The sequence below is a fragment of the Bradyrhizobium sp. BR13661 genome (assembly GCF_029892425.1).
Lineage (GTDB): Bacteria > Pseudomonadota > Alphaproteobacteria > Rhizobiales > Xanthobacteraceae > Bradyrhizobium.
In genome coordinates this window covers 1-19,673 of the sequence record NZ_JARXWB010000058.1, presented here as the reverse complement: position 1 = coordinate 19,673, position 19,673 = coordinate 1, and the positions used below count along the sequence as shown (strand labels likewise).

21 protein-coding genes and 1 pseudogene are annotated in these 19,673 nt (G+C 63.4%); 19 read left to right on the top strand and 3 right to left on the bottom strand.

Annotated features, from left to right (window positions below; translation table 11 throughout):
• Positions 1 to 122 precede the first annotated feature (122 nt).
• The 4 genes from M2427_RS41275 to M2427_RS41260 all read left to right on the top strand — a co-directional run bounded on the left by M2427_RS41275 (position 123) and on the right by M2427_RS41260 (position 8,801).
• Positions 123 to 1,877 carry a DNA-binding protein gene (locus tag M2427_RS41275; RefSeq protein WP_280712462.1) on the top strand — a complete coding sequence of 585 codons (1,755 nt, stop codon included), beginning with the start codon at positions 123 to 125 and terminating at the stop codon, positions 1,875 to 1,877.
• 665 nt (positions 1,878 to 2,542) lie between these two features.
• Positions 2,543 to 6,475: a strawberry notch C-terminal domain-containing protein gene (locus M2427_RS41270; protein WP_280712461.1), complete on the top strand. Its 3,933-nt coding sequence runs from the start codon at positions 2,543 to 2,545 to the stop codon at positions 6,473 to 6,475.
• Positions 6,475 to 7,536, top strand: coding sequence for a toprim domain-containing protein (locus M2427_RS41265; protein ID WP_280712459.1), 1,062 nt, complete (start codon positions 6,475 to 6,477; stop codon positions 7,534 to 7,536). Before M2427_RS41270 ends, M2427_RS41265 begins: the two co-directional genes overlap by 1 nt.
• 329 nt (positions 7,537 to 7,865) lie before the next feature.
• Positions 7,866 to 8,801 (top strand): DUF2493 domain-containing protein, encoded by a 936-nt coding sequence (locus M2427_RS41260; RefSeq protein ID WP_280712458.1) that lies wholly within the window; start codon positions 7,866 to 7,868, stop codon positions 8,799 to 8,801.
• Positions 8,802 to 8,844: 43 nt separating this feature from the next.
• Here M2427_RS41260 and M2427_RS41255 read toward each other — a convergent pair whose 3' ends face one another.
• Complete coding sequence (locus M2427_RS41255) at positions 8,845 to 9,549, bottom strand: hypothetical protein (protein WP_280712457.1); 705 nt, start codon at positions 9,547 to 9,549, stop codon at positions 8,845 to 8,847.
• 446 nt (positions 9,550 to 9,995) lie between these two features.
• Between M2427_RS41255 and M2427_RS41250 the strand changes: the two genes are divergently transcribed.
• The 3 genes from M2427_RS41250 to M2427_RS41240 all read left to right on the top strand — a co-directional run bounded on the left by M2427_RS41250 (position 9,996) and on the right by M2427_RS41240 (position 11,668).
• The gene (locus tag M2427_RS41250; protein WP_280712456.1) at positions 9,996 to 10,160 is read left to right on the top strand and encodes a hypothetical protein; all 165 of its coding nucleotides are present in this window, start codon (positions 9,996 to 9,998) and stop codon (positions 10,158 to 10,160) included.
• A 154-nt stretch (positions 10,161 to 10,314) separates the two neighbouring features.
• Positions 10,315 to 10,755: a hypothetical protein gene (locus tag M2427_RS41245; RefSeq protein WP_280712455.1), complete on the top strand. Its 441-nt coding sequence runs from the start codon at positions 10,315 to 10,317 to the stop codon at positions 10,753 to 10,755.
• A gap of 586 nt (positions 10,756 to 11,341) precedes the next feature.
• Complete coding sequence (locus tag M2427_RS41240; protein WP_280712463.1) at positions 11,342 to 11,668, top strand: DUF736 domain-containing protein; 327 nt, start codon at positions 11,342 to 11,344, stop codon at positions 11,666 to 11,668.
• A gap of 83 nt (positions 11,669 to 11,751) precedes the next feature.
• Here M2427_RS41240 and M2427_RS41235 read toward each other — a convergent pair whose 3' ends face one another.
• Positions 11,752 to 12,168 carry a hypothetical protein gene (locus tag M2427_RS41235; protein ID WP_280712454.1) on the bottom strand — a complete coding sequence of 139 codons (417 nt, stop codon included), beginning with the start codon at positions 12,166 to 12,168 and terminating at the stop codon, positions 11,752 to 11,754.
• A gap of 158 nt (positions 12,169 to 12,326) precedes the next feature.
• Entirely contained in the window at positions 12,327 to 12,560 is a 234-nt protein-coding gene (locus M2427_RS41230; protein WP_280712453.1) for a helix-turn-helix transcriptional regulator, read from the bottom strand.
• Between the two features lie 218 nt (positions 12,561 to 12,778).
• Between M2427_RS41230 and M2427_RS41225 the strand changes: the two genes are divergently transcribed.
• The 12 genes and pseudogenes from M2427_RS41225 to M2427_RS41170 form a co-directional block, all read left to right on the top strand.
• Positions 12,779 to 13,042 (top strand): DUF2285 domain-containing protein, encoded by a 264-nt coding sequence (locus tag M2427_RS41225; RefSeq protein ID WP_280712452.1) that lies wholly within the window; start codon positions 12,779 to 12,781, stop codon positions 13,040 to 13,042.
• Positions 13,043 to 13,156: 114 nt separating this feature from the next.
• Positions 13,157 to 13,366: a DUF6499 domain-containing protein gene (locus M2427_RS41220; protein WP_280712451.1), complete on the top strand. Its 210-nt coding sequence runs from the start codon at positions 13,157 to 13,159 to the stop codon at positions 13,364 to 13,366.
• Positions 13,367 to 13,427: 61 nt separating this feature from the next.
• Positions 13,428 to 13,943 (top strand): DUF2285 domain-containing protein, encoded by a 516-nt coding sequence (locus M2427_RS41215; protein ID WP_280712450.1) that lies wholly within the window; start codon positions 13,428 to 13,430, stop codon positions 13,941 to 13,943.
• Between the two features lie 206 nt (positions 13,944 to 14,149).
• Positions 14,150 to 14,401, top strand: coding sequence for a helix-turn-helix domain-containing protein (locus M2427_RS41210; RefSeq protein WP_091878671.1), 252 nt, complete (start codon positions 14,150 to 14,152; stop codon positions 14,399 to 14,401).
• 15 nt (positions 14,402 to 14,416) lie between these two features.
• Positions 14,417 to 15,532, top strand: coding sequence for a replication initiator protein A (locus M2427_RS41205; protein WP_280712449.1), 1,116 nt, complete (start codon positions 14,417 to 14,419; stop codon positions 15,530 to 15,532).
• The gene (gene parA / locus M2427_RS41200) at positions 15,529 to 16,167 is read left to right on the top strand and encodes a ParA family partition ATPase (protein WP_280712448.1); all 639 of its coding nucleotides are present in this window, start codon (positions 15,529 to 15,531) and stop codon (positions 16,165 to 16,167) included. Before M2427_RS41205 ends, parA begins: the two co-directional genes overlap by 4 nt.
• Positions 16,164 to 16,418 carry a hypothetical protein gene (locus tag M2427_RS41195; protein WP_280712447.1) on the top strand — a complete coding sequence of 85 codons (255 nt, stop codon included), beginning with the start codon at positions 16,164 to 16,166 and terminating at the stop codon, positions 16,416 to 16,418. Before parA ends, M2427_RS41195 begins: the two co-directional genes overlap by 4 nt.
• Positions 16,415 to 16,933, top strand: coding sequence for a DUF2840 domain-containing protein (locus tag M2427_RS41190; protein ID WP_280712446.1), 519 nt, complete (start codon positions 16,415 to 16,417; stop codon positions 16,931 to 16,933). The genes M2427_RS41195 and M2427_RS41190 overlap by 4 nt, the downstream gene beginning before the upstream one ends.
• Entirely contained in the window at positions 16,930 to 17,475 is a 546-nt protein-coding gene (locus M2427_RS41185; RefSeq protein WP_280712445.1) for a S26 family signal peptidase, read from the top strand. The genes M2427_RS41190 and M2427_RS41185 overlap by 4 nt, the downstream gene beginning before the upstream one ends.
• Positions 17,476 to 17,510: 35 nt before the next feature.
• Positions 17,511 to 17,846: a DUF736 domain-containing protein gene (locus M2427_RS41180; RefSeq protein WP_280712444.1), complete on the top strand. Its 336-nt coding sequence runs from the start codon at positions 17,511 to 17,513 to the stop codon at positions 17,844 to 17,846.
• A gap of 196 nt (positions 17,847 to 18,042) precedes the next feature.
• Positions 18,043 to 18,759, top strand: a complete 717-nt coding sequence (locus M2427_RS41175; RefSeq protein WP_280712443.1) for a transglycosylase SLT domain-containing protein — start codon at positions 18,043 to 18,045, stop codon at positions 18,757 to 18,759.
• 628 nt (positions 18,760 to 19,387) lie between these two features.
• Positions 19,388 to 19,673, top strand: a pseudogene (locus tag M2427_RS41170) (IS110 family transposase); the annotation flags it as partial.

The window sequence follows — 19,673 nt, the reverse complement described above, 5'->3', positions numbered from 1 at the left end:
CCAAAAATACACCCAAAATGCAGGATGCAGCCAGAAAGGCCACAGAATCAGAGTCATCCAGCTAACAGGACACTTGACGCATAATCTAACCGCTGCACCCGCTTGACCAATTCCGTGCCTTCGTGACTCAGCGTGAGAAGGGCCGGACGGAGGAGGAGATAGCGGCTGCCTTCTTCACCTCAGTCAACGTTGTGAAGCAGCGCCTGCGCCTCGCCTCAATCTCGCCCGCGTTGCTCGACGTCTATGCCGACGACGGCATGTCGCTCGAGCAGTTGATGGCCTTCACCGTCACCGCAGATCATGGCCGGCAGGAGCAGGTCTGGCAGGCCATCTCCGGCTCTTGGCAGAAGGAGCCCTATCAGATCCGCCGCATGTTGACGGAGAAGACAGTGCGCGCCTCCGACCGGCGCGCCGTGTTTGTCGGCCTCGACGCCTATGAGGCGGCCGGTGGCGTGGTGCTGCGCGACCTGTTCCAGTCCGACGACGGCGGTTGGCTCGAGGGCGTCGCTCTGCTCGACGGTCTGGTCGCTGGGAAGCTGAAGGCAGAGGCGGAAACGATCGCTGCCGAAGGCTGGAAGTGGATCGAGGTCGCCTCCGACTTGCCCTACGGCCATACTCGCGGCTTGCGCGAGCTGGACGGCGTATCCGCCGATCTCACCACCGAAGAGCAAGCAACCATCGAGGCGCTCGAGACCGAATATGCCAAGCTCGAAGCCGAGCACGATGGCGCGGATGAGCTTCCCGATGAGATTGACCAGCGCCTTGGCGAAATCGAGACGGCTCTCGGCGCCTTCAACGATCGACCCGTCATCTATCAGCCGGCCGACATCGTCCGCGCGGGCGCGTTTGTCGGCATCGACGCCGAGGGCAAGCTCTTGGTTGATCGCGGCTACGTCCGGCCCGAGGACGAAGTGCCAGTGACCGAGCTAGAGCAGGGCAGCGGCGGCGAACCTGTCACCGCGGCCATGGATGGCGATGAACCATCAGCACCGGCTGTCCAACGCGCCGTCATTATCATCGGCGGGCAGGTCGCGGATCCCGAGGACGAGGATGACGATGCGGTGAAGCCGCTTCCGGACCGTCTTCTGACCGAGCTCACGGCGGAGCGGACGCTGGCGCTGCGCAACAAGCTGGCGATCACGCCATCGGTCGCTTTCCAGGCGGTGCTGCACAAATTTTGCCTCGACGTGTTCTCCCGCTACTCCTCTTTTGGAACGGCGATGGAGGTCTCCGTGCGCAGCGTCAGCTTCTCCATGCAGGCGCAAGGGCTGAAGGATACGCAAGCGGCCAAGGCCATCGACGCGCGCCACAAGACATGGGAGGAGCGCTTGCCCAAGGACAAAACCGGTCTCTGGGACTGGCTCACCGGGCTGACGGGCGACGAGCAGGCAGCGCTCTTTGCGCACTGCGCCTCATTCGGCGTCAACGCGCTCTACGAGAAGGCCGACCGCTACGGCGGCAGCGCCACCCGGCACGCCGTCGAGCAGCGGATCGCGGATGCCGATCGCATTGCCCTCGCCGTCGACCTCGACATGGTGGCGTCCGGTTGGCGCCCAACCGTCGAGAACTATCTTGGCCGCGTGCCGAAGCGCCGCATCCTCGAGGCGGTGCGCGAGGGTGCCGGCGAGCCGGCTGCCCAGCTCATCGACCATCTGAAGAAGGGCGACATGGCCAAGGAGGCTGAACGGCTCCTGGCCGAGACCGGCTGGCTGCCCGAGCCCCTGCGGATGGTCGACGTCGACGTCGAGCAGGCGACGGCCGCTGGCGCCGCTGAGCCCACAGGCAATGGCGAGGCTCTGCCGGAATTCCTCGCCAGCGACGACGAGGAAACTCCGGCCGACCAATCGGACGAGCCGCACATGATCGCTGCCGAGTAGAAACACTGGCTGGGGCGACGATCTTCGCCCCAGCCAATTTTTTATGCGCTACGAGCCACCAGTGGCTGCACCTTCAGGCCGTCGAGCCAGATCGCGATCTTGCCGGCGGCGACGAGGCCGGACGTCTCCGCCACGAACCGCCGTACCTCGATAGCATTGGGCTACTGCGCGATCGGTAAAGCCTTTCAATGCAGCAAACCCCGCCGCTTCCTCAAACTGAACCCTCCACCGCGTGCGTCGTGGCCGAACATCGTCGAGCACTTCGACGTTGATGCGGTGCTTACTCCCGCTGCGAACGGTTACCGGTTCGATCTTCGTGGTGGGAAACTTCAGAATTTGAGCCATCAAATCCTCCTTCATTGTGCGAAGCGGTTCGATGGTCTTGCCAGGGCTAGTGAACCGTATGCCGAGACCCGCGCCCCGAGCAAAGGCGCGAGTGCAGGTCAGCGGCAGCCTGTTGACCAAGCCATTCAGCTCTTGAGGCTTGCGCCACAAGCGGTTCTTGCCGCGCAACGCGCAGCGACCCTGACGCAGCGAATGTCCTGCCCGCAGCGTTTCAAGGCATCGGGCAGAGAGTGAGAGTCGGGCCGGGACGGGTTTGAGCCGGTCCGGTCCCAGAGAGAGCGCCGCCGGCTCGCTCCTTCTCGCTCTCCGAGGCTCCCCCCATGAACCACCTTTTCCCGACTGCGGCCGATGAGGCCGCCCGGATCTCGCCTGTGCGCGCTCCCGAAAGCGTCAGCGTCATCATCGCTGCGGCTGAGCAGCTTCTCCCACATCTTGAGCATGGTCGACGCATCGACGCCGCAATTTTGCGTGCCGCAATGGAATTGGCCTTCGGCGCATCCGATGCCACGGGCGCGTGGGATTGGAAGACGGCCTATGACGCTTGCGAGGTCGCCACGGTCCTATTCCTGCGCAAATACGGGAAGGCGTTGTTCCGCAAAGCTGACTCTCCAGATTCACGACTTTCCGCCTTGGACAAAATCGCGGGGCTCCTGCCGACCCACACGCGCCGCTCTGCCAAAAGCGAGACCTTTCAGCAATTCTCGACACCGCTACCACTCGGCCTGGCTGCGCTGACCGCGGCCGCCATCACGGGGGCGGATCGCGTGCTGGAGCCGTCTGCCGGCACCGGGCTGCTCGCTATCCTCGCCGAGGTCGCCGGCGGCGGGCTCGTGTTGAACGAACTGGCCGAAACCCGGGCCATGTTGCTCTCTTCCCTCTTTCCGGCCATTTCCGTTACGCGGTTCGACGCGGCTCAAATCGACGATCACCTCGATCATGCCGTCGTCCCGAGTGTCGTGTTGATGAACCCGCCGTTCTCGGCAATGGCGAACGTTTCCGGCCGCATGGCCGACACGGCGTACCGTCACATCGCCTCGGCGCTGGCGCGTCTCGCCGATGGCGGCCGGCTGGTCACGATCACCGGTGCAAACTTCTCACCCGCAGCCTCAACCTGGCGCGAGGCTTTTGCCCGATTACAGGAACGCGGCCGCGTAGTCTTCACCGCTGTGATCGCCGGCGCGGTCTATGCCAGGCACGGCACCACGATCGAGACGCGCCTCACGATCATCGACAAGGCGCCGGCCGATGACGCGCATGCGTTCCCGGAGTCGCCGGGATTGGCGCCCGACGTTGCGACGCTGCTCCGCTGGATCGGCGAGCACGTTCCAGCTCGCTTGCCAGTCGCCTCGACTGGCGCGCTCCCAATGTCAGCATCGGAGGCGCCTCGCACCGTGCGCGGCTATCTCGCGCGAGCCACCGCACATTCGGCCAAAGCCTCGGTCGCCGATCCCGAAGCCGTTAACCTCGCCTATGAGATAATCGATTGGACGCCGCCCGAGTGCGCGCATCTCAGCGATGCCATCTACGAGGAATACCGGCTCCAATCGATCCGCATCCCCGGTGCGCAGGCGCATCCCACCAAGCTGGTGCAGTCGGCCGCGATGGCTTCGGTCGTGCCGCCCAAGCCCAGCTATAGGCCCCGGCTGCCGGCCAACATCGTCAGCCACGGCGTCCTGTCCGACGCCCAACTCGAGACGGTGATCTATGCCGGCGAGGCCCACGGCAATTATCTCGCCGGCACCTGGGCGGTGGATGAGACCTTCGACCTCGTCGCGGCCGCCCGCGATCATGCACCGAACGCCGTCCGCTTCCGTCGCGGCTTTATGCTCGGCGACGGGACCGGCGCCGGCAAGGGTCGCCAGTCCGCCGGCATCATTCTCGACAACTGGCTGCAGGGCCGGCGCAAGGCGGTCTGGATCTCAAAATCCGATAAGCTGCTCGAGGACGCGCAGCGCGACTGGTCGGCGCACACCCGCGCCGAGTTCGTCGAGGCGATCGAGGAGGGGGGCGTTGCGGCGATGGAGGTGCTGTCCCGCGATCTTCGTTCGCTCGGCCTCTATACTGCTCGCTCGCTTTCCTACGAAGGCGTCGAATACGAGCTCGTCGAGCACCAGCTCACCGATGAGCAGCGGCGGATCTACGACGCCTATGCCGGCGCCTTCAGCGTCATCCACAATCACCTCGACGCGGCGATGCAGGCCGCCAACATCACCGGTGAGACCGGCACGCTCAATCGTCAGGCGAAGTCGGCCGCGCGCTCGGCCTTCGAGTCCGCCAAGCAGCGCTTCTTCGGCCATCTGCTCACCAGCATGAAGACGCCGACCCTAGTGCGCGCGATCGAGCGGGACTTGGCCGAGGGCCATGCGGCCGTCATCCAGATTGTGTCGACCGGCGAGGCGCTGATGGAACGGCGGCTTGCCGAGATCCCAACCGAAGAATGGAACGACGTCCGCGTGGACATCACGCCGCGCGAGTACGTGCTGGATTACCTCGCTCATTCCTTCCCGGTGCAGCTCTATGAGCCCTTCACCGGCGCCGATGGCAATCTCTCGTCGCGGCCCGTCTTCCGCGACGGCCAGCCGGTCGAGAGCCGCGAGGCCGTCGCGCGCCGCAATGAGTTGATCGAGCGGCTCGCGTCGCTTCCGCCCGTTCCCGGCGCGCTCGACCAGATCGTGCAGCGTTTCGGCACAGACCTCGTGGCGGAAGTCACCGGGCGTTCGCGCCGCGTGGTGCGAAGGGGTGACCGCCTTGCGGTCGAGAACCGGGCCGCCTCCGCCAATCTCGCCGAGACTGCGGCCTTCATGGATGACTTGAAACGCGTGCTTGTCTTCTCGGAGGCTGGCGGCACGGGCCGCAGCTACCACGCCGAGCTCTCGGCGCGGAATCGCCGGCTTCGCGTCCATTATTTGCTCGAGCCGGGCTGGAAGGCCGATGCCGCGATCCAGGGTCTCGGTCGAACGAACCGTACCAACCAGGCGCAGCCGCCGCTATTCCGCCCCATTGCGACCGACGTGAAGGCCGAGAAGCGGTTCCTCTCGACCATCGCGCGGCGGCTCGACACGCTGGGCGCCATCACGCGCGGCCAGCGCCAGACCGGCGGGCAGGGCCTGTTCCGGACCGAGGACAATCTTGAGAGCCACTATGCCCCAGATGCGCTGCGCCAGCTCTATCGGCTGCTTGTGCGCGGCAAGGTCGAAGGCTGCTCGCTCCAGATCTTTGAGGACGCCACGGGCCTGAAGCTCATGGACGCGAACGGCATCAAGGACGAGTTGCCGCCGATCACGACTTTCCTCAACCGGCTGCTCGCGCTCACCATCGACCTACAAGCTCTGCTGTTCACAGCGTTCGAGCAGTTGCTGAACGCCAAGGTCGAGGGTGCTATCGCCAGCGGTATCTATGACGTCGGGCTGGAGACGCTGCAGGCTGAGAGCTTCGTCGTCACCGATCGGCGCCCGATCTATACGCACCCTGCGACCGGTGCGGAAACCCGGCTACTCACGATCACTGAACGCCGGCGCAATCACCCGATCACACTGGATCAAGCGTTGGATTATCTCACCGACCCTCACGCGGTGCTGCTGGTCAACGAGCGCTCAGGGCGTGCTGCGGTGCAAATTCCCGCGTCGAGCTTCATGCTTGATGACGGCGAGATTGAGTGCCGGGTGCGGTTGATCCGTCCCATGGAGCGCCATCATGCTTCGATGAAGATGATGGACGAGAGCCACTGGCAGCCTGCGGATCGCGAGACATTTGCTGCAGCATGGAATGGCGAAATTCTTGAGGTGCCCGAGTTCGCTGAGAGCACCCTCCACATCGTCGCCGGCTTGCTGCTGCCGATCTGGAAGCGCCTTCCGAACGACTCGACCCGGGTCTATCGGCTTCAGACCGACGATGGCGAACGCATCATCGGCCGCAGGGTCTCACCAGCCTGGGCGGCGAACACTTGCGCTACCGGCGTCAGCAGCTGGCCTCCACAGGAGGCCTTCTCGGCGCTGATGGAAGGACGCATCGTCATCGACCTCGCCGAGGATCTGCAACTCCGTCGTGTCCGCGTGATGGGCGCCCATCGCATCGAGCTGTCCGGCTTCACCGATGCAATGCGCGACCGGTTGCGCGCCTACGGCCTCTTCAGTGAGATCATCTCGTGGAAGCTGCGCATGTTCGTACCATCAGATGATACCGGTACCTCGAAGTTGGCAAAGGTGCTCGACCACTATCCGGTCGTGCGCATAGGCGAGCGGGAGGCCGCCTGATGGCCCGCCAAGATGCATCCGAACTGGCCCGCCGTCTCGCGCGTGATGCCGAGGCGGTGTGCCGCCATTACCTGTCTAACGGGCGGCGGCAGGGCCGCTACTGGATGGTGGGCGATGTCCGTAATACGCCTGGTCACTCGATGTTCGTGCGACTCACGGAATCGGCGAAGGGACACGCGGGCAAATGGACCGATGCTGCCTCAGCCGAACATGGCGACCTCCTCGACGTGATCCGCGAGAGCTGCGGTCTCGTTGATTTTCGCGATGTCGCCAATGAGGCACGACGCTTTCTCAGTCTGCCGCGTCCAGAACGGGAGCCAGAGCAAAATCACCACCGACCGAGAAAATCGCCCGTGCCTCTCAGACCGTCGGAGGCGGCGCGGCGTCTCTTTGGCATGTCGCAGTCGATCGCGGGCACACTCGCCGAAGCGTATCTCCGCAATCGCGGCATTACGGCTTTGCACGAAAGCGGAAGTCTGCGTTTCCACCCACGTTGCTACTACCGGCCCGACGACCACAGCCCGACCGAGACCTGGCCGGCGATGATCGCTGCCGTCACCGATCTTTCCGGCCGCTTGACCGGCGCGCATCGCACCTGGCTTGACCCCGACGGCTTCAGCGCGACGACGCTTGGCAAGGCGCGGATCGACGCGCCGAAACGGGCGATGGGCGACCTGCTTGGTCACGCCGTTCGATTTGGTGTAGCCGGCGACGTCATGGCGGCCGGCGAGGGCATCGAGACAATGCTGTCCCTTCGGTGCGTTCTGCCCACCATGCCAATGGTCGCTGCCCTCTCGGCGGCGCATCTCTCCGCCATCCTCTTCCCGGATACGCTGCGCCGGCTCTACATCGCCCGCGACGACGATCCTGCCGGTGACGGCGCCATGGCGATCTTGATCGATCGGGCGCGGGAGGCGGGAATCGAGGCGATCGCGATCTCGCCACGGCTTGGCGACTTCAACGAGGATCTTCGCCTGCTCGGCCTTGACGACCTTCGAGCCGCGAGCCGGGTGCAGATCGCTGCGCAGGACGTCGCACGCTTTATGGAACTGGCGGCATAGCCGGAACCGAGATGAGGGGCGACGCGGCCGCTTCGTTACCGCGAGGCCAGCGGTCATGCTTCCCCTCAGCCGGAGAGGACCGCACCCACGGCCTTCTGAGAGGGCGATCGGGCGGCAAGCGGCCCGGACCGGCAACCTCGTTGGCCAACTATTTTCCGTCGGCGGCAGCGCCGCCTTTACATCGCGAGGCAAAATAGTCGGCCCCCTTCGGTCCTCCGCCAGGGCTCCGGCCCACAGCTAGCGCTGTGGGTGCAAGTCCGTTCCGCCTGCCGCTTTCGTCGCTATTAAGGCCGCGATGGGCGCGGTCGATCCGACGAGGGAAAGCCGCAATGACAGCCGACCACGACAACGATTTCGAGCCGCACCATAGCTCATCACCGACTGACCAGGTCCTCCAAGAACTCCAACTCCACGGTTATCGCCCCTTTCAGGACGAGCCCGATCCCCGGCCGCTTCCCGAAGCAAAGATCCTAGCCGGCAGCATCTCCGACATCCTCGATGCCCTGGTGGTGGCGCTGTCCGATACCCGCCTTGAACCCGACCTCGAAGACCTGCTCTGGTCGACGGTGAACATCTTCCATCGTGCCATCGACAGGATCGAGCGTGAGCTCGACAGCAACGAGTTGGCCCAGCAGCGCTCGCAGCGGGAACAGGATGGCAGCGAGATCAAATCCGTCGAGCTGGAGCGACTGACGGCAGAAGGGCAGACCCTGATTGAACGCCGCAACGCCTTCGAGCTGATGCGCGACCAGGCCGCCGACCAGTTCGAACGCCACACCCATTCCGCATGGCGGCCGCGCAACGGGTCCAAGCTCAACCACCGCAATCTGACCTCTGCGATGATCGACAGTCGCGATTTCCTGGCCGCGAAGAAGCGCGCGCATAACCAAGTTCTCCTGCCGGCGGGCCCGAAGGTGGCGCTGACCGGTGGGCTCGACTTCAACGACCACCGGCTGATCTGGGCCAAGCTTGATCAGGTCCACGCCAAGCACTCGGACATGGTGCTGCTGCACGGCGGATCGCCCAAAGGCGCCGAGCTGATCGCGGCCAAATGGGCTGACAACCGCAAAGTGCCGCAAATCGCCTTCAAGCCCGATTGGACGAAGCACAACAAAGCCGCGCCGTTCAAGCGTAACGATGCGATGCTGGAGGCCTTGCCGATCGGGGTCTTGCACTTCCCGGGCACCGGCATCCAGGACAATCTGGCCGACAAGGCGAAGAAGCTTGGCATCCCGGTCTGGAAGTTTGGCACGGGCGGCGCCTGAGTGCCGCTATCCCACCTTCACTCCTCCGGATAAACGAAGGATTTCAAGGTTGCTGGCGCCAGAACTTAGTGCTGTAATTGTTCAGTCCGCGGGTACGAGAATCGACTGTTGCCTGGAAGGTTTCCGGAATCTTGTCTCCGTCGCCACCATCCTTGAAATAATCCCTGACCGAATAAAGCGCTCCTCTCATCAGGTGCTGCCATGTTTCATACAGCCTGGTCTGCCGATCCTGCTCCTTCTTGGCTGCACTTGGCTTTCGCTTTGGGACGGGCATCGTATAGTCGGGGCGTCGATCTACCTCATGGACGAACGTGATGCTGCCAGACGTCCACTCGTCGTCGACGGCCCGGCGCCACCGATAGCTCACTCGGACACTTAGACGCTCGTCAAAGCGGTAAGACGGCATGATCTGATCATCGACGTAGAAGAACTGCCCGTCCTTTTGTTCCGTTTCCATTCGGCGCTTCATGGCCTCGACCGCAAAGGACAAATCACTGCCGGCGCGTTGGAGGGTGTGTTCTGTTTCCGCGCGCTTTCGTGGCGCCTTGGCCTGACGGTGGTTCGTCAACGCCTGTTCAAGATTGTGAAGCTTTCTCGCAATGTAGGCTCCACAGTTCGCGAGAGGGAGGCGGTGCACATCACCTAATCGTTCCTCGCGGATCGCTTGGTCGATAAGCCTGCCCAACTCATCGGTATCGATCGCCGCGAGGGCATTTTGTTGATCGCGAGGTATATTGATCTCGCCCATGCCAAGTATCCTTGTTTGGCCCCTTGAGGCTCGAATGATCGTGACGACGCGTGAGGTCAGCTTCCGCAAGAATTGCACTTCCTCGAGCGCCTTCCTCATCAGATGTAGGTTGCGTCCTATGAACGCTGGCACGCCGGCCTCCTCAACCGTGCATCGACTCACGATTCATTCTAGCCGATCAGCCGCCGCACGGTGACCGTGTTCCCACCGAGAGCCCATATCGCGCTTAACAACCGGCATCCCGTCTGGCGGACACCGCCCCGCTGCCTTGGCGCTGATCCTTGGTCCAGCCGCAGGCCTGACGCCATCAACCCGCAAGGGGTCGGCTTACGCTGAAGCGTGCCGCCGCTACGTCTTCGCCTGCGCGGTGATTGCGGCCCACGGCCGGACACATCGGGCGCCTGTCGCGCGGGGATGGTCCCCGCCTCAGAACAGGAGCCGGACCGATGTCTCAAGCCATTGCCTTCGCCAACGCCTGGAACCTTGCCACGACCCTCATGGTTTGCGTCATCATCTTCCGTACCGGCACGGGTGGATATGGCGTCATGCCGGCCGCCGAATACGATGGCGATCCTGCCGTCGTCATCCACGAATTCGATCCCTTCCAATGACGAAGGCGCCGTAGATCGTGAGTCGGCGCGCGGAGGTCCCTGTCGGGTTTCCGCTCGCTGACCGCTCGATTTGCGGCTATGCTGTCGGCTGCGCCGTGGTGGTGGTGGAAGGCGTGATTGCTAGACGTTTGTCTATCTCACGGAGACCACCACCATGTTTGCCCTTGGACCAGTCCTCGTCATTGTCGGCATCGGTTTCCTCTGCTGGCTGCTGTTCGCGCTTGCCGTCTTCGCGCTGCCAGTCTTTGTTGGCCTCACCGTCACCACATGGGCTTTCCATACCGGCGCCGGCGCCCTCGGCGGCATTCTCGTTGGCTTGGTTGCTGGCGGGTCAACTTACTGCGCCGGCCGGTTCGCTCTGGCCTTCGCACCGTGGATGTGGCTTCGTGTTCTCCTCATCATCCTCTTCGTCGCGCCAGCCACGGTCGCTGGATACAGCGCTACACACGGGATCGCGCAGATGGCGATTCCATCAGCGACTTGGCAGCTGATTTTATCAGTCCTTGGCGCCGTCGCCGTCAGCGTCACGGCATTGGTCCGCTTCTCGACGATGACAACGGCCCGGCCAACCGGGCACGGCATGGCGTCTGGCTGACAATCTCGGACAGGTAGTGGTTCTCAGGCTTTAGCCCTCACCATCCTCGTCATCTGTCTGGAGTGACGATAGGTGATAAAGTCTGATCGCGCGCAGCGGCCCATTTCGATGCGATGTCGAAGCTTTGGATTGTTCACGGCAAAGCTCGACAACGCGGCCGGGAAGACCGGGAGATTGGTGCGACTTGGGAGGCATTTGTCGTGGACGCGGACTCTCATCTTCTACTTGCACAGAAGGGCCTCAGTGGCCGAGGACTCTCTCGCCGGTATCTGAAGGCTTTACGACCGTTGCCGAGTGCTCCTTGATGTCAGGTCTGTTTAGATCGAGCGCACCAACGGCCTCTTCGATGGGTGAATCTGGCCGAAGGGCGGCTAAAGCCTCGACCGCCTAAAGCGCAATGGCGCCGATCGACTTTCTTCCCCTGCCGGCTGCGCCGTCATTCCTCGCGGAACAAGAAAGTCGCTCTGCTGCCATCCTCCGCCCGCGCTTCGGCCCTTCGGGTGCGCCGTCGATCGCCTCCGGCCTGTCGATCACCATCGAGGCCGCAAGGTGCGGGCTCGAAAAACAGAGATCAAGGAGAACTCCCATGGCGACCATCGGCACCTTTAAGAAGACCGGCAACAATGAGTTCAACGGACAGATCGTGACCCTCTCGCTTCAAGCCAAGAACGTCCGGATCGTCCCCGAGGCCAATCGTTCCGGCGAGAACGCCCCGAGCCACCGGGTCTATGTCGGCCGGGTTGAGATCGGAGCCGCTTGGTCCAAGCGCTCCAACGAGGGCCGCGACTATCTGAGCCTCAAGCTCGACGATCCGAGCTTTACCGCTCCGATCTTCGCCAACCTCTTCGATGACGAGGGCGATGAAGGCTTCAGCCTGATCTGGTCCCGCCCCAGCCGCCGCAATGGCGAGTGAACGGACGCACATGCTCCGCCCGGCTGGTCCGGGCGGAGCATCACTAAGCTCAGCGCCGTACCCCCGTCGCGAACCGATGCTGATCAGCGTCCGCGGCCTCGTCTCGCCCGAATCGGCCGCCTTCGATTTGCCTCCAAGACGCTTTCAACGATATCATCCCAATCGGGACAAATTGCCAAGAGCCGATCCAAAACCGTGAGATCTCGTTCGATCTGGCCGAGCGCCTGAGCGCGCCATTGATCGTTGAAGCTGATGCTCATCAGGCCTACGCATTCGACGACCGAACTGTCGGGTTGCAATTGTTCCAATACGGCCGTTGCGAGACCCGCCCATTGTTGGATCATATGCCAAGGCTCGGGCTCGGTCCTGGCCTCCAACTTCTCTCCGAGCAGGCCAATCAGAGCGAGGAACCGACCTGGCCATGAATACGGCGTCAGCTCCGCCACCAGCGAATCCACCATACTGCGGATGTCGGCTGGCAAGTGCTCGTATAAGGTCATAAAGCCATCTCCGCCCTCGTCGTCACGCTCTTCCACCAGCGGACAAGGGCATGCATTCGGAGAGTGGCCAGATTTAGGTGCGATCGGCTATCAACTTATGCGTGAACGCGCAGCGCTGATTTTAGCGCGGCTGTGCTTCGGCAGCACAATCGTGCCGATCATCGGGTTCGACGAGAGTGATGAGCCGCTCGTTCAATCAGATCCGCGGCGTCGACTTCGAGCGCTTCAGCGATGCGGCCCAGCACCGTCACACTCGCCGACACATCTGCGCGCTCAATTGCGCCGACGTACCGGACGCTTAGTTCGGCAGCATCCGCCAATTCCTCCTGCGTCATTTTCTTCGCATGGCGTATTCGACGCAAATTGATCGCCATGACCTCCTTGAGATCCATGGCGGGTAGGGAACTTGCATCGGCACGATCGTTCCAGGAATGATCGTTCCGATTCGTCTCGCGTTGTGCTAATCATCTCCTCGCGTTCGGTCCTCTTTGCCCCTTTCGGGGAGGGCGTGATGCAGGCTGCGCATCACGTCTTAAATCGTGCGTGACGATTGGAAAGTTTCGGGGTTAGATGAATTCTAACACTGCATCGACGCTGAGGGGCAGTTGCAATGAACGAAGTGCAATTTCAGGATCGGCCGCCAGAAACCGATCGCGTAAATGCTTACGACGAGAAACATCTTGCTATTTATGTGCGATTGTTGATGGCCGAAGAGGAGGGGGCGGACTGGCGGGAAGTCGTCAGCGTGATTTTCGGCCTCGATCCGGCCCGCGAACCGGATCGTGCCAAAATCGTACACGACAGCCATCTCGCCCGTGCGCGATGGATGTCGGAAGCTGGATATCGGCATCTTTTGCAACCGCGGATGCAATAATTGACGACCGATAACGCAAATTGCGATACCGCGTGATGCAACCGCTGGGTCTAGTCTCTTGTGATGCCTTTCCGCATCGTGATGTGGGGGTAACAAGAAGACGGAAAAACAGCCATGCCGACCCAGTACTGGCGCTCGCCGGAGACCGTTGAACGCTTGGAGCGCCTTGAGCGTGCCGGTTTTGCACTCGAATTCCTTCGTCGCAATGCCGACTACCGCCGCGACTTTGCCCGCACCGAGCGCCAGATCGAGCGCGAAGGCGCTGATCCCACGACCATTCGACGCAGTTTCGCACATCGATGGAGGTTGCGGTGTCGCGCATGATCCCCTCTCTCCGGTCGATCCCGAATCAGTCGTTTGGCTCCCAGAGGCTTCACCGGGGACGTTGATCCTGGAGTCCGCGCCGCCGGGGTTCGATACGCCTCGCTCGGTCGATCACGTCGCTTTCGGGCAATCGTTCCGCGAACTGTCCGATGCCGATGGTCGCGCTCTGGCGATTGCTGACAGGTCGGGTGAGCTTCATGTCGGTTTGCGTGATGAGCAGGCTGCGCGCCGTCCTGCCGTGCTTGTGCCACTCGACAGCGTGGGCGAGCTGCGGGCCGACGTCGCGCTGCACTTCGCGCGCCGCCTTGCCGGTCAGCGCACCCCTCTTCTGCCGGCGGCTCTGCGCCTCACATCGTTTCAGAAGCGGCGATTGATTCAGCTGCTTCACGCCTTCGACGTCCACGACCTAGGCGGCGGTCCGCGAGACGTGGCAGCGAAGGTGCTCGCCTCGGACCACGCCCAGCGCCGCTCGGTCGAGTGGAAGGATTCGCACGCCCGCCGCAAGGCGAACCGGCTCATTCATGATTCGATCGCCCTTGTCGAGCGTGGCTATTTGAAACTCCTGCGCGGCTTCTGACCGGCACTTCGATCTCTCCAATACGTTCGCCCTGATGAGCTAACCCACGCCTCGCTGGCAACGCTTGGCTTCGCCCGGTTGCGACTATGGGGGGACACAATCCCACGCGAATTTTCGTCCACCCCCAACGCCAAAGCTCTCCGCCACTCTGGCCCTGACAAGCCGCGACTTGGCTGCGGCTCTTCAAGGCAAGACGGAGATCGCCCATGCTCGACCGAACCGCGCAGCTCACGACGCGCTACGTGCGCACCCCCGAGGCCGCGCGCCTCCTCGGCCTCTCGCCGCGTACGCTCGAGAAGTATCGCTGCCACGGCAACGGTCCGACCTTTCGCAAACTCGGCGGGCGCGTCGTCTATTCCATTGGCGATCTCGAAGCCTGGGCCGATCAGGCCGCTTGCAGCTCGACGTCGGACCCGCGCTACGTCGAGGCGCGCGCCGCCGGCAACGCGCATCGCTAAAGGCAACGCTCGCCCATGTCGTCGCGCCGCCTCATCCCGCCCAGCGAGCGAAGCAAGCTCGATCCGTTCGTCATCGCCACCGGCGATGCCAGCCCGCGCGATCAGCGCGACCTGATGGAACGACCATTCTTTTCGCTCGCCAAGGGCAAACGCACGCGCCCAATCCTCTATCAGGCCGGCGACGTGCGTGTCGAAGTCTATGCAGTTCCTGAGCACGGGATGGCGACCATCTGGGATGCCGACGTGCTGATTTGGGCGGCGAGCCAGATCGTCGAGGCTGAGAACCTTGGTCTAAAAACGTCGCGCTTCCTGCGCTTCACACCCTATCAGCTTCTGATCGCGGTCGGCCGACAGACCGGGGCGCGTGACTACAAGCTGTTGAAGGGGGCACTGAGCCGTCTGCAGGCGACCGTCATCCGCACCAGTATCCGGCAGGGCGAACATTGGCGGCGCCACCAATTCTCCTGGATCAACGAATGGGAGGAATGCGCACGGCGCGACGGCCGCGTGGAAGGCATGGAATTTGTCCTCCCCGACTGGTTTTACCGCGGTGTCATCGATCGCTCGCTCGTTCTTACCATTGATCCGGCCTACTTCAGCCTGACCGGCGGGATCGAACGTTGGCTCTACCGCGTCGCTCGCAAGCACGCCGGCCGCCAGCCGAGAGGGTGGCTGTTTGAGATCGCACACCTCCACGAGAAATCCGGCAGCCTCGCCAAGCCCGCTGACTTCGCCTTTGACCTCCGCCGCATTGCGGCCCATCAACCGCTGCCAGGCTACCGCCTAAGCATCGAACGCAGGGAACGCCGCGAACTCCTGCGCATCCTGCCCAATAAGTCATTCACAGCGCCTGTGGATGGCGCTGTGAATCATCTCGGGACTTCAGGCGCTCGCGCTATCGGGACTTCGGGCGTGCCGGTATCGGGATTTCGGGAGCGCGAACCACAGCTAACGCTTTGGCCGGAAACGACGATCTCACGCCCTAACTTAGAGTCTAACTTAGACTCTAACTTCTGTAGTGGGCCAGTGCGTCCTGCGGATAACGCCGACGCGCGCGCTGAGTCGCCAACCGGGCACCAAAGCCAACAATCCTTGCCGCTTCGCGACCGCAAGCCGGGAGGCAAGCAATGATTGTCGCGTTGCTCAACCAGAAGGGCGGTGTCGGCAAGACGACGCTCGCCCTGCACCTCGCCGGCGAATGGGCGCTGCGCGGAAGGCGTGTGACGCTCATCGATGCTGACCCCCAGGGGTCCGCATTGGACTGGTCCCAACAGCGGGCGCGAGAGAACCTCGCACGGTTATTCGGTGTCGTCGGCCTCGCTCGCGACACGCTCCATCGCGAAGCGCCGGAGATCGCACGCACCGCAGATCATGTCGTCATCGACGGACCGCTGCGCGTCGCTGGATTGATGGGTTCGGCGCTGCTGGCGGCCGACCTGGTGCTGATCCCCGTGCAGCCGTCGCCGTTCGACGGCTGGGCGTCGGCCGAGATGCTCGAACTGTTACGAGAAGCCCGCATCTATCGTCCGCAGCTTGCCGCTCGCTTTGTGCTCAACCGTTGTGGTGCGCACACGATCATCGCCCGCGAGACGGCTGAGGTTCTTGCTGATCACGACCCGCCGGTGCTCGCCAGCAAGATCGGCCAACGCGTCGTCTTCGCCGACGCCGCGCAGTCGGGCCGGCTCGTCTTCGAGTTCGCCGAGCAGAACGCCGCCGCCCGCGAGATCGCCGCGCTCGCCGCTGAAGTTGCGAGGTTCGCGCCATGAGCGAGCGCTCCAACAAGCGCGGCTTCGCCTCGCGTCCCGGCGAAGCCGAGAGCTGGATCAAGGCTAGCGACGCGCCGCCCCGCCGCACGGATGACGCGGTCACATTCACTGCGCGTCTGACCATCGACGTCACGCCGGCGCTGCGCGGCCGCATCAAGGTCGCCGCGTTCCAGCGCGGCGTCACCGTCGCAGAAATGCTGCGCGAATTGCTGACGCAAGAGTTCCCGATCGACACTGGAGAGGTGTCATGAACGACAATGAGGCCTTGCCGACTCGCGCGGTGCCGCCCTCTCATCGGCGCGAGGTCGCGCTCACCCATGTCGAACTGACCTGGATCGAGAAGCGGATCGAGCATTGGCTGCGCTTTGGCCGTCGCGTGGAGGAAAAGATCCTTGACCGCCGCCGCAGTGTCTCAAGCTTTGCGCCCGGCAGCATCTTCGGCCTCGTCCGTTGGGCCTCGAACGACTATGGCACTGTGGTGTCGCGAATGGACATCGTGCGCGCCGTGGAAGCGGGCCAGCGCTATCAGACGCTGCCATTCGTGCGACCCGGTGGCGAAATCCTGCTGCGTGTCGACAGCTGGCCGAAGGTCGAGCGCGTGTTGCAGGCGATCGACGCCATCGAGGCGCTCGCCATCGATCCGGCCGACGCTGCCCCCGAATATTGGCGACATCTCCACAACCGTCTCGCTGCCGACCATGTGCCGCGCGCCTACACGCGCGAGCAACATGTCGCCTGGCTCAAGCGCCGGAGCGTTACGCCATGAGCCGATTTGGTTATGTCATGTTGACGTACATCGCGATGCTCGCCGCCGGTGGCCTAGCGTTCCTTCATCCCGCGCCGCGGCTGATCTGGAACGCCACCGCGAGCACACCGATTGGGCTTTACACACTACGTCCGGTCGGACAGCTGCATGCTCTCGAACTGGTCGCAGCGCGGCTCCCTGAGCCCATCGCGAACGTCCTCGCAGATGGCGGCTTTCTTCCGAAAGGTGTGCCGCTGCTGAAGCGCGTGATGGCGTTGCCTGGACAGACGGTGTGCCGGTCCGGTGATGCCATCACCGTCGACGCTGTCGATGTCGGCGCCGCCCACGATCGCGACCATCTCGGCCGTCCGCTACCGCGTTGGAGCGGGTGCGCCACCCTCCAGCCGGGGGAGGTCTTTCTCATGAATCCGACCGTCCCGGACAGCCTCGACGGCCGCTATTTCGGCTTACTGCCCGTCAGCTCGATCGTCGCGCGCGCGGTCCCGCTTTGGACTGACGAGGCCGCCAATGGCCGCTTCGTCTGGCGCGCCGTCACCCATTGACTCGCTTCTCAACCCGCCAAGTAAGGAGATCTCCCATGGCACAAATCGGTCAGTTCACCCGCGATAAGACCGGCTTTATCGGACGCTTAGAGACCCTTTTCTTCGAGCGGATTCTCACCCTCGTCCCGGCCGAATCCTCGGAAGCCGAGAACGCGCCGGACTACCGCATCCGCCTCGGCGATGCCGATGGGCCGGAGATCGGCGCGGGTTGGAAGCGGACGGGCGAGAAGGCCGGTGAGTACGTTTCGCTCATCATCGACGACCCGGCGCTGCCGCGGCCGATCCGCGCCAATCTCTTCCAGTCGGGCGACGACAAATCGGCCTGGACGTTGAACTGGAACCGTCTGCCGCAGCGCCCCGAACGGGATTGATTGCATGCAGGCTCCCGTCACGCGTGCCGCCGGCAAGGCGCATCTAAGCTCCATCCCTTTGCTGGCGGTAAAGCCGTCTCATCACTCCGGTCCGCGCCACCGTTGGCCGGCCGGCGCGCACAGCGGTGGTCAAGCCGGCAGCCCGCGCACGCCGTTGGTGAGCAGTACGACGCCTCGCCGCGATGGCGGAGCCACGATGGGCTTTGCCGTTCTCCTCCTTACCGGCCTGCTGGTGATTGGCGGGCTAACGGCAGCAGTGTCGGGGCAGAGAGCGCCGGCCCAAAGTCAGCCGGCGAACGATCGCTATGTTACTTTCGTGACGGAAGGCGCGCAGCGCTTTGGCATTCCGACTGCATGGATTCGTGCCATCATGAGGGTGGAAAGCAACGGGGATCGGCGTGCCGTCTCACCTAAAGGTGCACTCGGCGTCATGCAACTCATGCCCAAGACCTGGGCGGAGCTGCGCGCGCGCTACGGTCTCGGGCGCGATCCCTTCGATCCCCGTGACAACATCCTCGCTGGTGCCGCTTTCCTTCGCGAACTGCACGACCGCTACGGCTCGCCGGGCTTCCTTGCGGCCTACAATGCGGGGCCCGGCCGTTACGAGGAGTTTCGCGATCGACATCGTCCACTGCCCGCGGAAACCGTCGCTTATGTGGCGACCATCGTCCCTTTTGTCGATCCGGAAGGGGCGCCAGGACCTCTTCTCCTCGCGGCCTCTTCTCGTTCATCCTGGACGCGGCCGCCGCTCTTTTTCGACCACGTTGACGGGCCGTCATCTGCCGCGAGAGTGACAGTCGATCGACCGGCGCACGACAGGCCGGCTGTGGTTCCTGTGCACGATCTCTCAGCGATCGTTCCGCAGTCGGAAGGCCTCTTCGTTGCGCTCTCGACAACGGGGCGATCGCGATGATGGCACGGCATCATCAACATCGGCGCTCGGATTGGCGCAAGCTGGCGCCCCGTAACGGACATTTGGTTTGCATTCGAAACGCTGCAACACGATCATCGCTAAGACTTTCGGGTTTGCTACTAAACGATCCTCGCTCACGCGGGCAAGAGTTCGCGGAGGAATGCGGAAATAACGTGCTGAGGGCATACGGGCGATGCCTTCGGCCCGCGCTCTACTCGTCGCTTCGCTCCTCACCGAGCCACCCTGCGGGTGTCTCGGCCCTCCGGGTGACGATCGCTATCGCAAGCGCTCGCTTCGCTCGCAAACGGTGGCGGCTTCTCAAGTCAACTGACAAGTCGCCGCGGCTATTTTGCAATAAATCGGCCACCAGCCGACGTGTTTGGGCGGGCGCTATTGAAGGATCTACCGCAACGACCCGAACTGCATTTTGTCGCAAATCGCTGCGAGTACCGAGAGTCTTTTGGCTTGGAAGTCGGTCCCTGGGAACCCGCGACCGGGAGACCACGACAACGACCGAAGGACGGCCGCCCGTAATCGGTCTGCGCCGGGAGTTGCGGCCGCAGCGCAAGTGGTCTGCGCGCTGAATGACGCGCACAGTGCGCCGCCTCGGCAACGCGGGAGGCGTGTGATGGAATTCTTCTGTGGTCTGGATGTCGGCATGGACGAGACGGCAATCTGCGTGGTGGATGACAAGGGCAAGGTGGCGCTGGAGGTCGCGGTGGTGACCGATCCGGAGGCGATCAAGGCGGCGTTGACGCCGTATCTCGGCCGGCTGCGGCGGCTCGGCCACGAGGCGGGCTCGCTGTCGCCCTGGCTGCATCCGGAACTGCTCAAGCTCGGCCTGCCGGCAGTCTGTCTGGAAACCCTTCACGTCCGCGCGGCGCTGAAGGCGCAGCGCAACAAGACCGACCGGA

What these genes read in the sequence shown, in the direction of transcription:
- M2427_RS41270 (WP_280712461.1), top strand. Translation starts at nt 2,543, where the DNA reads ATGAACCACCTTTTCCCGACTGCGGCCGATGAGGCCGCCCGGATCTCG.
- M2427_RS41265 (WP_280712459.1), top strand. Translation starts at nt 6,475, where the DNA reads ATGGCCCGCCAAGATGCATCCGAACTGGCCCGCCGTCTCGCGCGTGAT.
- M2427_RS41260 (WP_280712458.1), top strand. Translation starts at nt 7,866, where the DNA reads ATGACAGCCGACCACGACAACGATTTCGAGCCGCACCATAGCTCATCA.
- M2427_RS41255 (WP_280712457.1), bottom strand. Translation starts at nt 9,549, where the DNA reads ATGGGCGAGATCAATATACCTCGCGATCAACAAAATGCCCTCGCGGCG.
- M2427_RS41250 (WP_280712456.1), top strand. Translation starts at nt 9,996, where the DNA reads ATGTCTCAAGCCATTGCCTTCGCCAACGCCTGGAACCTTGCCACGACC.
- M2427_RS41245 (WP_280712455.1), top strand. Translation starts at nt 10,315, where the DNA reads ATGTTTGCCCTTGGACCAGTCCTCGTCATTGTCGGCATCGGTTTCCTC.
- M2427_RS41240 (WP_280712463.1), top strand. Translation starts at nt 11,342, where the DNA reads ATGGCGACCATCGGCACCTTTAAGAAGACCGGCAACAATGAGTTCAAC.
- M2427_RS41235 (WP_280712454.1), bottom strand. Translation starts at nt 12,168, where the DNA reads ATGACCTTATACGAGCACTTGCCAGCCGACATCCGCAGTATGGTGGAT.
- M2427_RS41230 (WP_280712453.1), bottom strand. Translation starts at nt 12,560, where the DNA reads ATGGATCTCAAGGAGGTCATGGCGATCAATTTGCGTCGAATACGCCAT.
- M2427_RS41225 (WP_280712452.1), top strand. Translation starts at nt 12,779, where the DNA reads ATGAACGAAGTGCAATTTCAGGATCGGCCGCCAGAAACCGATCGCGTA.
- M2427_RS41220 (WP_280712451.1), top strand. Translation starts at nt 13,157, where the DNA reads ATGCCGACCCAGTACTGGCGCTCGCCGGAGACCGTTGAACGCTTGGAG.
- M2427_RS41210 (WP_091878671.1), top strand. Translation starts at nt 14,150, where the DNA reads ATGCTCGACCGAACCGCGCAGCTCACGACGCGCTACGTGCGCACCCCC.
- M2427_RS41205 (WP_280712449.1), top strand. Translation starts at nt 14,417, where the DNA reads ATGTCGTCGCGCCGCCTCATCCCGCCCAGCGAGCGAAGCAAGCTCGAT.
- parA (WP_280712448.1), top strand. Translation starts at nt 15,529, where the DNA reads ATGATTGTCGCGTTGCTCAACCAGAAGGGCGGTGTCGGCAAGACGACG.
- M2427_RS41195 (WP_280712447.1), top strand. Translation starts at nt 16,164, where the DNA reads ATGAGCGAGCGCTCCAACAAGCGCGGCTTCGCCTCGCGTCCCGGCGAA.
- M2427_RS41190 (WP_280712446.1), top strand. Translation starts at nt 16,415, where the DNA reads ATGAACGACAATGAGGCCTTGCCGACTCGCGCGGTGCCGCCCTCTCAT.
- M2427_RS41185 (WP_280712445.1), top strand. Translation starts at nt 16,930, where the DNA reads ATGAGCCGATTTGGTTATGTCATGTTGACGTACATCGCGATGCTCGCC.
- M2427_RS41180 (WP_280712444.1), top strand. Translation starts at nt 17,511, where the DNA reads ATGGCACAAATCGGTCAGTTCACCCGCGATAAGACCGGCTTTATCGGA.
- M2427_RS41175 (WP_280712443.1), top strand. Translation starts at nt 18,043, where the DNA reads ATGGGCTTTGCCGTTCTCCTCCTTACCGGCCTGCTGGTGATTGGCGGG.